Annotated in this window: 11 protein-coding genes; 4 read left to right on the plus strand and 7 right to left on the minus strand. The window is 68.2% G+C overall.

The window, feature by feature from the left end:
• Nucleotides 1-68 precede the first annotated feature (68 nt).
• Nucleotides 69-980 (minus strand): EamA family transporter, encoded by a 912-nt coding sequence (locus tag DB354_RS08105; RefSeq protein ID WP_107834944.1) that lies wholly within the window; start codon nt 978-980, stop codon nt 69-71.
• Nucleotides 981-1,205: 225 nt separating this feature from the next.
• On the opposite strand from DB354_RS08105, the gene DB354_RS08110 reads away from it, so the two are divergent.
• The 3 genes from DB354_RS08110 (at nt 1,206) to DB354_RS08120 (ending at nt 7,598) form a co-directional block, all read left to right on the plus strand.
• Nucleotides 1,206-3,620, plus strand: coding sequence for a hypothetical protein (locus DB354_RS08110; protein ID WP_158277435.1), 2,415 nt, complete (start codon nt 1,206-1,208; stop codon nt 3,618-3,620).
• Between the two features lie 174 nt (nt 3,621-3,794).
• A complete protein-coding gene (locus tag DB354_RS08115) occupies nt 3,795-6,224 on the plus strand; it encodes a beta-L-arabinofuranosidase domain-containing protein (protein ID WP_107834946.1) in 2,430 nt (809 codons plus the stop codon).
• Nucleotides 6,225-6,347: 123 nt separating this feature from the next.
• Complete coding sequence (locus DB354_RS08120) at nt 6,348-7,598, plus strand: MFS transporter (RefSeq protein ID WP_107834947.1); 1,251 nt, start codon at nt 6,348-6,350, stop codon at nt 7,596-7,598.
• Nucleotides 7,599-7,647: 49 nt separating this feature from the next.
• On the opposite strand, the gene DB354_RS08125 is transcribed toward DB354_RS08120, so the two are convergent.
• The 6 genes from DB354_RS08125 to DB354_RS08150 all read right to left on the minus strand — a co-directional run bounded on the left by DB354_RS08125 (nt 7,648) and on the right by DB354_RS08150 (nt 12,964).
• Entirely contained in the window at nt 7,648-7,899 is a 252-nt protein-coding gene (locus DB354_RS08125) for a hypothetical protein (RefSeq protein ID WP_107834948.1), read from the minus strand.
• Between the two features lie 230 nt (nt 7,900-8,129).
• Complete coding sequence (locus DB354_RS08130; RefSeq protein WP_107834949.1) at nt 8,130-9,026, minus strand: thymidylate synthase; 897 nt, start codon at nt 9,024-9,026, stop codon at nt 8,130-8,132.
• Nucleotides 9,027-9,264: 238 nt separating this feature from the next.
• Nucleotides 9,265-9,981 (minus strand): hypothetical protein, encoded by a 717-nt coding sequence (locus tag DB354_RS08135; RefSeq protein WP_107834950.1) that lies wholly within the window; start codon nt 9,979-9,981, stop codon nt 9,265-9,267.
• On the minus strand, nt 9,978-10,991 hold the full coding sequence (gene floA, locus DB354_RS08140; RefSeq protein WP_107834951.1) for a flotillin-like protein FloA: 1,014 nt from the start codon (nt 10,989-10,991) through the stop codon (nt 9,978-9,980). Before floA ends, DB354_RS08135 begins: the two co-directional genes overlap by 4 nt.
• 6 nt (nt 10,992-10,997) lie before the next feature.
• Nucleotides 10,998-11,465, minus strand: coding sequence for an NfeD family protein (locus DB354_RS08145; RefSeq protein ID WP_107834952.1), 468 nt, complete (start codon nt 11,463-11,465; stop codon nt 10,998-11,000).
• Complete coding sequence (locus DB354_RS08150; RefSeq protein WP_233256589.1) at nt 11,462-12,964, minus strand: NfeD family protein; 1,503 nt, start codon at nt 12,962-12,964, stop codon at nt 11,462-11,464. The genes DB354_RS08145 and DB354_RS08150 overlap by 4 nt, the downstream gene beginning before the upstream one ends.
• 184 nt (nt 12,965-13,148) lie before the next feature.
• Between DB354_RS08150 and DB354_RS08155 the strand changes: the two genes are divergently transcribed.
• Nucleotides 13,149-14,093: a hypothetical protein gene (locus DB354_RS08155; RefSeq protein ID WP_107834953.1), complete on the plus strand. Its 945-nt coding sequence runs from the start codon at nt 13,149-13,151 to the stop codon at nt 14,091-14,093.
• The last annotated feature ends 57 nt before the right edge of the window (nt 14,094-14,150 follow it).

Genomic DNA, 14,150 nt, shown 5'->3' on the forward strand with positions numbered 1-14,150 from the left:
AACTCGAATTTCTATGCGGTTTGGCTTTCGAGTCGGAAAACTGAAGCTCGCCGGCCCGGGCGCCGTGCTCACCCGAGCGCAAGCGCGATCACCCCAACCGCCATGCCGGCCGCGGCGAGCAGTCGGCGGCGCGGGTTGGCCTCCCGCAGAACCCGGGCGCCAATGAACGCCCCGACCACAATGCTGATCTCGCGCGCCGGCGCGACAAAGCTGACCGGCGTGAACCGCATCGCCGTCAGGACGAGGACGTACGCGGTGGGCGACAGCAGCGCGACGCCCAGCACCCAGCGCCGATGCTCCCGCCACTCGCGCGCGACCTCCGGGCGGCGGCGCCAGGCAAAAGGCGCCAGTAGCAGCGTCGACGTCAGCGAGGTGCCCGCATCGTAAAGGATCGGCGCAATGGCCAACGCCGCCACGCCCTGGCGATCCCAGATGGTATACGCCGCGATGAAGACGCCCGAAATCACCCCGTAATTGACCGATGAGTACACCGGCCCGGCCACCGCCGGACCCGACCCGACGGGCGCCGGGCGGTCGCCGCGCACCAGGGCGACCACCCGCGCCAGCCCGCCGGTCAGCCAGAAGATGCACGCGACAATCACCGCCCCGCCGGCGCAAGCGAGGGCGGACGGCCGCTCGCCGAGCAGCAGCACCGCGGCCAGCGTCGAAAGCAGCGGGCCGGTACCGCGGGCCAGCGGGTAGATGAGGGAGAAGTCGCCGGTGCGGTACCCGCGTTGCAGGAACAGCGAGTAACCGGTCTTCAGCACGCCGCTGCCGAGAATCCACAGCAGCGCGCCGCCCCCCACGGACGGCGCGTAACGCCAGCAATAGAACCCGGTCACCGGCACGTACGCCGCGCAGATCACCAGCCCGACCACCCACACGAAGGGCAGGCCGCCGCCGGCGCGTTTCGCACAATAGTTCCAGACCGCGTGCAGCACCGCGGCCACCAGCACGAGCAGCAGCGCGAGAGCGGTCACGCCTTGCCCTCCGCTTCCCCGCCTGGACGCCGCCCGCCCGCGCCGGGCGGTGGCACGCAAGGGAGGCAATGACGGCACATGGCCTCCGCACGTTGTCGCGTCAGCCCCTGCCCGTCCACCCGGGAATCCCGCGGCCTCCGGCGAAAACCGCCGCCCGCACACAATTGCTTAACACACCCCCGCTACGCTCGCGGCTGTCGCCGGCCTGCGCGCCGGCGATGCCTCATGACCAATCATCCCCGGATCCTCTTCGCGCTCGCGCTCACCGCGACTCCCCTCGCCGGCCAGACCGGCGCGTACACGCTCACCTCCGGTAGTGTGGCCACCACGGGCCAGACCTACGCCGGGACCGCGGTTGACGAATCGGCGATCTATGTCACCGGCGGCAATCTCACGCTGACCGACGCCACGATCACGAAGCTCGCGGGCAATACGACCTCGGTCGACACCAGCAGCCAGTACGGGCTCAACGCCGGCGTCCTGGTAACCGGCGGCCGCGTGACCCTCACTGGCGGCAGCGTCACGACCGCCGCCGCGGGCGCCAACGGCCTGTTTGCGACGGGCAGTTCCGCCGTCATCACCATGACCGGCGGTAACATCACGACGACCGGCACCGCCTCGCATGGCATCGACGTTACCTACGGTGGCACGATCAACCTCAACCAGGTCAACGTCAGCACCACCGGCGCGAGCGCCTCGGCCGCCCTTTCCACCGACTTCGGCGGCGGCACCCTCAACGTCGTCGGCGGCATCGTCCGAACCACCGGCGAGAAGTCGCCCGCGGTTTACTCCACCGGCAACGTGACGGTCACCAGCGCAACCCTCACGGCCACCACCGGCTCCGGCGGCGTGATCGACGGCTCGAACTGGATCACGCTGAACAACTGCACCACCACCGCCTACAAGAATGGGGTGTACGTGCACCACAGCACCGGCAGCGGCACGAGCAGCGCCGCCATCACGATCGCCGGTGGTGCGCTTACCGCCACGAACGGTCCGGTGTTTTCCCTGACGTCCCAGAGCGGTTCCGCCGCCGTGGCCATCACGGTGCGGGACGACGCCGCCCTCACGTCCGGCACGAGCCAGCTCATCTATGCCGCGACCAACGTCACCGCCACGCTGACCGCGATTGGCACCGATCTGTCCGGCAATCTCGTCGCCGATGCCAGCTCCAGCATCACCCTGAACGCCCGCAACGGGGCAAGTTACGCCGGCGCCCCCACCGCCCGCACGACCGTGGTCGTTGATGCCACGAGCGCATGGACCGCCACCGGAGCGTCCACCCTCGTGAGCCTGACGACGGCGGGCAACCTGGTGGTCTCGACGCTGGCCACGCCCGTCACCGTAACGGGCGCCGCCACGCTTGGCGGCACCCTCAAGGTCGCGCTGGAGGCAACGCCAAGCGCCGGCACGTACTCGATCCTCCGCGCGGGCAGCATCAGCGGCACATTCGCCAACCTGGCGTTTTCCCCCGCCCTCGACTCCGGGCAGTCCGCCCAGCTCAGCTACGGTACCACGGCCGTCACGCTGACGATCACGGGATCGCCCTCAACCACCGGGCCCACCCTCACCCGCCAGCCCACCAGTATCACCGTGGCGGCGGGCGCCACCGCGACGTTCAGTGTCGCGGCCAGCGGCACGGGCCTCAGCTACCAGTGGCGCAAGGACGGCGTGAACGTCTCCGGCCAGACCAACGCACTCCTCGTCCTGACCGGCGCCACCGCCGCCGATGCGGGCTCCTATTCGGTCGCGGTGACGGATGCCGGCGGCACCAGCGCCAGCAGTGCGGCGACCCTGGCCGTTCTCACGACCGGCGATCCCGGGCGGCTCGTGAACCTGTCCGCCCGCGCGAAGGTCGGAAGCGGGGTCAACGTGCTCATCGCGGGCTTTACGACCGGCGGCACCGGCACCGCCGGCACGCGCCCGCTCCTCCTGCGCGGGATTGGTCCGCGCCTGACGGCATTCGACCTCTCCGGGGTGCTCGCCGCCCCTGTCCTGATCCTCTACAGCGCGACGGGCACCGAGCTGGACCGCAACGCCGGCTGGGGCGGTTCGGAGACGATCACCAACGCCAACACGGCCGTCGGCGCCTTCGCCCTCACGGATCCGGCCAGCAAGGACGCGGCGCTCTATTTCGCCGCGCCCCCAGCCGGCGGCTACACCACGCACATTGTCAGCGGGACTGGGACTTCGGGACTCGCCCTGACCGAGGTGTATGACGCCGGCACCTATGCCGCCACCCGGCCTCGGCTCGTGAACCTCTCGGCCCGCGCCTGCTGCGGCACGGGCAGCGATGTGCTCATCGGGGGGTTCGTCATCGGCGGTTCCACCGCCAAGACCGTTCTCATCCGCGCCGCGGGCCCCGCGCTCGCCGGCTTCGGGCTCACCAACACCCTCTCGGACCCCGTGCTGCAGCTGTACGACCGCGCCGGCACCGTCCTCATGAGCAATGCCGGTTGGGGCGGCGACGCCCAGATCGTGGCGCTCGCGAACCGCGCGTACGCCTCCGCCTGGTCCGACGGCGCGAGCGCCGACTCCGCCCTGGTCGTCACTCTGCCGGCCGGCAACTATACCGCGATGGTCTCCAGTGCTTCGGGCGCCTCCGGCCTAGCGCTCGTCGAGATCTACGACATCGAATAGCTACGCACACCGGCGGCCTGCGATACACCGGCGCCGGGAGTGCCGCCGAGGCGGCTGGATATTTATTACCATCGCAACGGGGGCGCCGATTTCCTGATTGGGCGAGGCAAACGCGCGCCTGTCCCGGGACATCTTGGCCCGGCACGGACCGCCAACACCCGTCTGTCCGCCAGCATGAAACTCCGCTCCGTTCTGCTTCTGTCCCTCCTCGGTCTCGTCGCCGTGGCCCCGGTTTTCGCCGCCGACGCCAAGCCCCTCCGTCATGCGCGGTTCGCCGAACTGCCGCTCACCGCGATCCACCCGCAGGGCTGGCTCGCCGAGTCCCTCCAGCGCCAGGTGGCCGGCATGAGCGGCCACCGCGAGGTGCACGGCTATCCGTTCGATACATGCCTCTGGGGCGGCGAAATTCCGCGTATCGGCACCCATGGCCAGGATTGGTGGCGCTACGAGCAGACGGCCTATCTCGTGGACGGGCTCACCCGGCTCGCCCACCTCACGCGGGATCCTTCCCTCCTCAAGCTCGCGGACGCGAACATCAGCTACGTCCTCCAGCACCCGCACGCGGACGGCCGCCTCGGGCCGGTGATCTCGGGCACCAAGTCAGAATGGCCGATGGCGGTGTTCTTCCGCGCGGCGTACGGCCAGTGGCTGGGGACGCAGGATCCCGCCATCGTCGAAGGCTTCGCTCGCCACTACCGCGCGACCACGGTCGAGCAGCTCTCCAAGGGTCACCGCCACATCTGCAATCTCGAGGGCGTGCTGCAGTGCTATGAATGGACCGGCGACCAATCGCTGCTCGAGAAGGCCGAGGCCGCCTACGCGCTCTGGCCGAAGTACGCCCGCGAGCACGAGGTGCCGATCAACCGCCTGGAGTCGGACGACCGCATCGTCACGCATGGCGTCACGTGGTCGGAGCAGATGAAGCTGCCCACCCTCCTCTACATTCAGACCGGCAATCCGCGCTACCTCACGGCCGCGCAGAACGCCGTCCGCAAGACCATCCGCGACCATCTGCAGGTCGACGGCGTCCCGAGTTCCAACGAATACCTGTCCAGCCAGGACCCCGCGCAGAGCCACGAGACCTGCGTCGTGACCGACTACACCTGGAGCCTGGGGTACCTGTTGATGGCGACGGGCGATGCGACCTACGCGGACATGATCGAGCGGGCGGTCTTCAACGCCGGATTCGGATCGTTTTCCAAGGACTTCCGGGCGCTCCAGTATTTCTCCAGTCCGAACCAGTTCACCGCCGGCCGCGGTTATGACCACAACGAGTACAAGCACGGTGGTACCTGGAACTCGTACCAGCCGCGGCACGAAACCGAATGCTGCGCGGGCAACGTCCATCGCCTCCTCCCCAACTTTGCCGGCCGGCAATGGCTGCGGGATGGCGCGGGCCTGGCCGCCGCCTTCTATGCGCCGTCGCAGATCGATTTTGGCGTCGGCGACCGCACGGTGCGGATCACGGAGGAGACGAAGTACCCGTTCGGCGACACGGTCGTGTTCACGTTCCAAGCGGACAAGGCGGTCGACCTGCCCCTCGCGGTCCGCATTCCCGGCTGGTGCGAGGCACCGGAGGCGACCTTCAACGGCCAGCCCGTCACGGTGCCGCTGGTGCGGGCAACCTTCGTTCGCCTGCCGCTCACGGTCCGGACTGGCGACACGCTGCGCCTCCGCTTCCCGATGCCGCTCAAGCTCCATCGGCGCGGTCATGAGCTCAGCTTGGAGCGCGGCCCGCTGGTCTTCAGCTATGCGATTTCCGAGGAACGCGTGGTGCGGTCGGAAGATACGAAGTACCCGGACTTTCCGGCACTCGACCTCACGCCGGCTGGGCCCTGGGCCTACGCGCTCGACATCACCGAGGCCAATTTCCGGGAACGCGTGAAGGTGGTGGAGAATGCGGAGGCCAAGCCGGGCTACCCCTTCGATCCGGGCGCGAGCCCGATCACCCTGCAGGTGCCGGCGCGGCGCGTCCGGAACTGGACGCTGGATGAAGGTCGATTCACCTCGGCGATCCCGGTCGCCTGCGACCTGGCGCCGGAGACGGAGACGATCACGCTCGTGCCGCTTGGCAGCACGCGCCTGCGCGTCACCTGCTTCCCTGAGGCGGTGGAGCGCTACCGCCTGCCCTTCAAGGACTGGCAGGTCTCGCCGATCTATGCCGCGCCCGGCATCCCCGAGGAGCTTGCCAAGTCCCCCGCGATGGCCGCGGAGCGGTGGCGGCTCGCGCTCTCGCATCCCGAGGCGCCGGAACTCGGCGGAGCCATGGCGTGGCGCGCGGTGGACAACGTGACCAACGGCCGGATCGATCTCGCGCAACTGCTCGGCCAGACGCGCGGGCTCGTGTACGTCCGCGCCACGATCCACGCCAAACAGGCGGGTCCTGCCACGCTCGCGGTGCACGTGAAGGACTGTGGCGCCGTGTGGCTGAACGACCAGCCCGTGCTGACAATTCCCGGACCGCACAAGCTGTCGGAGCAGCCCACCCTCGTCCCCGTATCGCTGCGCGCCGGCGACAACGAAGTGATGGTCAAGGTTGCTCCGCTGCCCAAGTACCAGCAGCACCTCGATGGCTGGCGGCTGCAGCTCGAGTGCGTGCAGTGAGGTAGCGTCGCGCGCCGGAGGCGGAAACCAGCCCGTGCAGATTGGGGTTGCCGCGGGAGCCGCGGCACTCAGTGTGCGCCGCTCGCTTGCAGGAGGCGACTGCCGCCTCCCGGCGCGACGTCCATGTCACAATCCACCTCGGCCAAAGCGTATGTCTTCAGCCGCGAGCAAGTCTTCGCGGTGGCGATAATCTCGTTCCTGCAGTTCACGATCATCCTGGACTTCATGATCCTGTCGCCGCTGGGGGCCATTCTCCTGGAGGCGCTGCACATCACGACATCGCAGTTTGGCTTGGCAGTGTCGGCCTACGCCATCGCCGCCGGGCTTTCGGGTTTCCTGGCCGCCGGATTCGCCGACCGGTTCGATCGCAAACGCCTGCTCCTGTTCTTCTACACCGGATTCGTGCTCGGCACCTTGGTCTGCGGCGTGGCGCCGAACTACGCCGTGCTGCTCGCGGGACGGATCGTGACCGGTCTTTTTGGCGGCGTGATCGGGGCCATCAGCTTTGCCATCCTGACCGACCTGTTTCCGCTGCATGTGCGCGGCCGGGTGATGGGCTATGTCCAGTCGTCATTCGCCGCGAGCCAGGTGCTGGGCATTCCGCTCGGAATCTTCCTGGCCACCCATCTCGGCTGGCATGCCCCATTTCTCCTGATCGCCGGCGTGGCGCTGGTCGTGGGCGTCGTCATTCTGCTCCGGATGCGCCCGGTGGACGCCCACCTCGCCCACGCCTCCGGCAAGTCGCCGCTTTTGCACCTGTGGCACACTGCCACGCGCCGCCGTTATCAGGCCGGATTCGCCGCCACGACGCTGCTCACCACGGGAGGGTTCATGCTCATGCCCTTCGGGAGCGCGTTCACGGTAAACAACCTCGGGATCGCACTCACGGCGCTCCCGGTGATCTACATGATCACGGGCGTAAGCTCGCTCGGGACTGGCCCCTTGATGGGCCGGATCAGCGATCGCTTCGGCAAATACCGCACCTTCTGCTACGCGACGGTGGCCGCGGCGGCGATCACGCTCTTCTACACGCGTCTCGGGCCCACGCCGATCTGGGAGATCATCGTCATCAACGTGGTACTCTTCGCGGCGATCTCCGCGCGCATGATCTCCGCCGGGGCCCTGAACTCCGCGATGCCCGAACCGGCAGACCGCGGCGCCTACATGGCCATCAACGCCTCCCTGCAGCAGATCGCCGGCGGCATTGCCTCGCTGGCGGCCGGCGCCGTCGTCGTCCAGCACGCCGATGGCCATCTCGATCATTATCCGGTTCTCGGATACATCGTGACGGGCACGATGCTGGCGTCGATGCTCCTTCTGGCGCGGGTCGACCGGCTGGTAAACCCACCTGGCGGGTCCGCCGCAGCCCAATAGCCGACGCGGCTGGGGCGGAACCCGGCGGTGGGGGCGCGCAAGGCCGGCCTCAGAAGCAGTCCTTGGCACAGTGTTCCTTCACCAGTTGTTTCAGGCGGTCCACGTTCGCCTGTTCCTGGTGCTTCACGTCGCGCCAGAAGTTCTGGAGGTTGATGTCGCCGTCGGCGTTGGCGATGTACTGGTCCATGCGCCACAGCGCATCGAGGCGTTTGCTGAGCTCATGGATCATGTCGTGGTCGTGATCGGCGGCCCCGTGGGTCTCACCGATGTGCTGCATCTCGTTTTCCGCTGCCAGGCGCATGTTGTTTCCTCCGTGTGGTGGTTGTCCCGCGCGCAGTGGGCCCGCGGGGAAGAAACCGGCGCGCGGCAGGACATTTCCCGCCCGCACGCCGGCCCTCACTCGATTGCGCCGGACGCTAGCCCAGCGCGGGCGACGCCGCCATGGGCGGCGTCGCGGAATGGGCAATCGGGCATCATCCCACCACGCATGGCGGATGGGCCGAGGCGGACTTTCCGGAGCAGGCCCGGGCGTCAGTGCGTCGCGTCGTAGGCCGCGATCTTGGCGCGGACCGCCGCCTCGGCCTCGTGGTACATTTCCTGAATGGCCTCGTCGGAAAATTCGAAGGCGCGGTCGGCCAGGGAGCCACCGGCGGCCAGGCGGTCGAAGAGGCGCGTCTTCGCCTCAGCGATGTCCTTGCCGTAAATGTGATAGGAGTCGGCCTGCCAGTTGAGCCGGCCGAGCTTGATGGTGCGGCCGGTGCGCTGCGCGATCGCGGCGGCGATGACGTCGCGGTTGAACAGCGTGAAGCCGAACATGTTCATGAAGCTCGCGCCCCAGGCGTCGTTGCTGCGGAAGCGCACGTTGCAGTTGAGCCAGGAGGTACCCGGCTGCTCGTCGTCCTCCATCAGCCGGTACCAGAGCGACTGCAGGCACGGCGGATCGAAGCAGTCGAGATCGATGTTCGGCATCCAGGTGATCATCTGCGCCTGGCGGGTGAAAGGCTGTTTCACGAGCTTCGCGATGACGTGCTCGATCTGGTTGATGTCGAAACCGCCGGCGCGCACCGACTGGCCGTCGCGCTTCTCCTGCCAAGCGCCGTAGCCGGCGAGCCGGCCATGATAGGTGTATTCCCAGCGCGTGTCCGCCGGGTCGTTCATGTTTTTCACCCAGTGGTCCTTGGCGCCACAGAGCTCCATCACGTACTCGCGCAGGTCCTCGATGCCGCCGGGAAACGCCTTATGGATCATCGGCTCGGCCAGCGGATCGAGCACGGTGATGTTCATCGTGCAGTCGAGGCTGAGCGGATCACCGGGCTTGTCGTACTGGGTCCGGAACCGGACGCCGTTCTGGTAAAGCGCCGTCAGCGCCTTTTCGTGCGCGGCGGCCAGGCTGTTCTCACAAACGTGCAGGACGGGGATGTTCTTCATGCCGTGGAGGAGCGGTTGGCTGGGAGCCCAGGTTGGCGACGCGGGTACGCCGGGGCGACGCGCTTTTCGGCGCAAAAGTTGCCCGCGGCCACGCGTCTTTTGGCGTGGCGCGAACGAGGCGGCCCGGAGGCGAAGCGAACGCGTCGAGTTTGCCTCACCGTTCGCAGTGCGGGGCGGCTGGGTTCAGGCCGGTGCACGACCGGTGCGCGCCGCCGCGGCGGGCGCGACCGGCGACGGCTCAGCGACGAAGCGATACCGGCGGGCCGAGCACCTCACGGAGCACGATCGCGCGGCGGAGGGCGTCGGGGCTGGCGAGATCCTCGAGGAGCCGGCCGCGCGCGGCGCGCCGACCCTCGGCCTCACGCTTGGCCTGAATCACGAAGCGATCCTCGTGGCGCACGACGGGGCCCGATGGCCCCTCTCCGCCGGTCTGCTCGCGGGCGGCGGCCAATCGACGTTCGGCGGCGGCGCGCTCGGCTTCCAGCCGTTCGCGCTCCAGTTCGAGGCGGCGCCACTCCGGGATGACGGGGGCCGGTTGCGGTTCCTCGCCGCGCTCGTTGAGCGTGCGCTCAAGTTCGGTCAAAACCCGGCCGATGCGCTTGCCCAGGGCACCGCCACCAAACGGATCGAGCGGCGGCACGCGCGGCTGGGGCGCCGCGGGCGCGGCCGCCGGGGCCGACGCCACGACGGGAGGTCCCTCGCGCACCAGCGGCGGAGGCGCCGTCTCCCCCCGGCGTTCCGCGGACAGCCGGCGCAGACGTTCACGTATCTCCTGCGCGCGGCGGTCGGCTTCGGATTCGTCTCGGCGAGCCTCGTGTTCCTGGCGGGCGCGCTGGGCCTGGCGGATGGCGCGCACGATCGAGATGATGAAAAACACCACCACGATCAGCGGCATCAGCGCGCCGATGTCAGCCGCAGCCAGCGGGAGGCTGGCGATGGCAGGGAATTCGCTCACTTCTTGCCCTCGGGATTGGCGATCGCGGACCGCATCGAGGTATCGGACTGCACGTTCTCCATGCGGTAATAGTCCATGACGCCGAGCCGGCCGCTGCGGAACGCTTCGGCCATCGCGAGCGGCACCTGGGCCTGCGCCTCGACGACCTTGGCCTGCATTTCCTGCACGCGCGCCTTCATTTCCTGCTCCACGGCGACGGCGGCGGCGCGGCGGATTTCGGCCTGCGCCTGGGCGATGCTCTTGTTGGCCTCGGCCTGCGCCTCCTGCAGCTTGGCGCCGACGTTTTCGCCGACGTCCACGTCGGCAATGTCGATGGAGAGGATCTCGAAGGCGGTGCCCACATCGAGGCCGCGCGCCAGCACGGTCTTGGAAATGCTGTCGGGAGACTCGAGCACGCTCTTGTAGCTCTCGGCGCCGCCGATGGTGGAGACGATGCCCTCGCCGACGCGGGCAATGATGGTTTCCTCCTTGGCGCCACCGACGAAGCGGTCGAGGTGGGTGCGGACCGTCACGCGGGCCTTCACCTTCACCTGGATGCCGTCCTTGGCGACGCCATCGATGGTGGTGCGGCCGCTCTCCGGGTTGGGGCAATCAATGACTTTGGGATCGACGGAAGTGCGGACGGCCTCCTCGACGGATTTGCCGGAGCCCTTGGTCGCGAGGTCGATGGCGCACGCGCGCTGCCAGTCGAGGGCGATGCCGGCCTTCTGGGCAGCGATCAACGCGTGCACGCAGTTGATGACGTTGCCGCCCGCGAGGTACTGGGCCTCGATCTCGTCGATCGAGAGTTTGATGCCGGCCTTCGTGGCGCGAATGCGGGCGTCGACCATGATACCATACGGCACCTGCCGCAGCCGCATCGCGACCAGGTTCAGCGGGCTCACCGGCGCCCCCGCCAGCAGCGCGCGCAGCCACACGCTGAAGAAGGAAAGGAACACGATGACGACGATCAGCGCGGGGACGCCGATCAGGATGCCCCAGAACAGGGGAGAGGAGAGCAGTTCACTCATGATGGTTCAGGTTTTGGTGACGATGAGGCGGAAATTATCGAGGCCGATGACGCGCACCGCGGCCCCCTTGGGCAGGAACCCGGTCTGGGACCACGCCTCGTAGCGACGGCCGGCGATCACGACATAGCCACTGGGCGCGAGGGCGGTGGCCGCCTCGCCCTGCTGGCCAACAATGGCCACGGCATTGGCGACCTCAGGCTGGCTGCGGGCGGAAATGGCCTCGTCCTGGAAGAGCTTGCGCCCCAGCCGCGTCTTCGGGAGCAGCACGAGCTCGGCCCAAAGCATGATGCCGAGCACGAGAACGGCGATGCCGGTCGCGACCGCGCCGGTCGTGGCGCCGAACTGCTGAAAAGCGATGACGCAACCGGCAACCATGGCGATGCCGCCCAGGATGCCGAGGATGCCGCCGGGGGTGAACACCTCGAAGACGAGGAGAATGATCCCGACGAGGAAGAGCAGGACGACGGCGTTCATGAGTGGGTCTCCTCGACGATGAGCTCGAAGTCGGTGCGGCGCACAACCACCACCGAGGCGCCGGCGGGCACCGTGCCCATCTCCACGCGCGCCTCGTAGCGCCGGCCATCGATGTCGATCTGGCCGCTGGGGCGCAAGGCGGTCGCGGCCACGCCGCGTGCGCCGATGAGTTCGTCGGGCCGCGTCGTGGTGGCGCTCGCACCGCCGGAGACCTGTGCCTGTGCGGCAACCGCGGTGTTCAGAACCAGGCGGTCCCAGACCCAGCCGCGCGGCAGGAAGCGGATAAGCAGCACGCCCACGCCGCCAGCGATCAGCAGGCCAAAGAGGAGGTTAAGCAGCGGCTGGACGAAGGCGTCACCCGACCAGGCAACCGTGAGGGGCTCGTTGGGCCAGAGGTCCGCCATGGCCCACACGAGCGAGCCAAAGATCAGCAGCAGGCCAGCCACACCCATGACGACGGTCCCAGGGAAGAAGAAGATCTCGACGGCCAGCAGCGCCACGCCGAGCACAAAGAAAAGGATCGGCTCATGGCCGGACAGCCCCGCGATGTAGCTGCTGAGAAACACGATCGCGAGCAGCACGATGCCGACGATCCCGAACACGCCGAAGCCAGGCGTCTTGAACTCAATGAACAGCGCCAGCATCCCAATGCCGAGGAGGACCGGCGCAATGGAGTTGAGCCACGAGGCGAGGGTCTCCGACCACGTCATTTCCAGCGTTGTCACCTTCGGATGCGTGCCACCGCTGCGTTGCGCGATCAAATCGGCCAAGCTGCCGGCCGTGCCAGCCGACAGGAGCGGCTGCGGCGGCGTGCCGTAAGTCCGGGCCGCTTCGACGGCGGTGAGCGAAAGCAGCTCGCCCTTCTCCTTGATCACCTTGTCGCCGATCTTGAACTCACGGTCGGCGTCGATCATCGCGGAAATCACTTCGCCCCGGTAGCCCTTGTCCTGGCTTTCCGCTCGGATGCGGGCCTTGAGGTAGCTGACCACCTTGAGCTTCATCGTCGCCTCGACGTCCTGCCCGCCGGCCGCCACCGGCGCCGCGGCGCCAATGATGCCTTGGGGCGCGAACCAGATTTCCTGCGTGCTCGCCGCGATGAAGGCACCGGCCGACATCGCCTCGGAGTTCACATAGGTGATGGTCGGCCGCGGGAACCGGGCGATCGCCTCCATGATTTCGAGCGTCGGCCCCAGCGCACCGCCGGGAGTCTTCATGTCGAAAACAATGAGATCGGCGTCGGCGGCCATCGCTTCCTTGATGCCGCGCCGCACCACGTACAGCACCGACGAGCCGATTTCTCCCTGGATGGGGATGACGTGAACGCGCTCGATCCGCGCGGGGACCGCGGGCTGGGCGGGGGACGCGGGCGCCGCAACCGTAGTCGGGGCAGGAGCCGGAGCCGGCGAGCCCTGGGCGGGTGCCGCGTTTTCCGCCGCAGCGGCGACGGAGGCGAACCCGAGAGCGAGAAGTCCCATCAGCTGGAGTATCCGCAGGCGCATGGAGTTCCGTAACGCATACCGGCGGCGCGCGCCGGGGCAAGCGTGCCGACGGTCGAAACGGGCGCGGCGTTTCCAGCAGGAGACGAACAGCAACCAAACAGCCCGCGCCGCGTCAGTCCGCTCCCAGCGGGAGCCGCAAGATTGCCTCGCGCCCGCGCCGACCTCATTTCCCCCGTCCTGTCACATGCACCCCACCCTGCCCTTCGGCTCCCGCTTTTACGGTCCACGTGTCTCCCGCGCGTCCCGCGCGCGCGGCTGGTGGCTGCCGCTCGCGCTCGCGTTCCTGGCGGCCACGTCGGCTCCGGCTGCCGACTTCGTCGTGGTGAGCGCAGGCGCAATCCCGCAATACCAAAGGCCGCGCGACAGCCGAGGCGCGGTTCTGGCCGAGACCTATGTCGTTTCCCCCGGCCGCTATTTTTCCGGCCAAACCCGGGACCGCGCGGCCGAGGCCACCAAATTTCGGGCGATCATCACCTCGCTCGGCCCCGCACTCGCGCAGCAACGCTACTTCCCGGCGAAGGATCCCGCGCGAGCGGACCTGCTGCTCATCGTACATTGGGGAACGACTCAGACCTACGAAGACCCGAACCGTGAGCTGACGATCGAGAAGCTCAACAGTGCGTTCTCGGCTTACGCGTCCGCCGCCGCGGAGAATGGCGGCATCGCCGATCCCGGCGCCATGAACGAACTCTTCAGCGGCATGGCCGGCGATGCGTCCCTCGCCCAACGCTACCTCGACGAGAACGCCGAGTTGCTCGGCTACAAACGCAGCCTCCGAGCACGCTCGGGGCGCATCCTGCCCAGCGAAGAAGAGAAGACGATGCGCCATGAGCTCGGGGAGGAACGCTACTTTCTGGTCGTCATGGCGTACGACTACCGGGTCTTGCAGAAGGAAAAGCGCCGCGCCCTCGTGTGGACGACGCACATGAACGTCCGCGCCGCTGGCAACAACTTTGCGCTCGTGCTGCCGGAGCTCACCCGCGCCGGCGCCGCGCTGTTTGGCCGCGACACCCCCGACCCGGTGCATATTCAGCCCACGCTTCGTCGCGGCGACGTCCAGGTGGGCGAACTGCGCGTATTGCCGGAGACGGCGCCCCCCCCTGCGAGCCCTGCCGCCCCGCAACGATGATAGATTTATTCGGATGGCAGGCGGCGAGGCCGGAGGTTTCGCTGGGGCGTAACCTTC

The sequence above is a fragment of the Opitutus sp. ER46 genome, assembly GCF_003054705.1.
In the GTDB taxonomy this organism is placed as follows: domain Bacteria; phylum Verrucomicrobiota; class Verrucomicrobiia; order Opitutales; family Opitutaceae; genus ER46.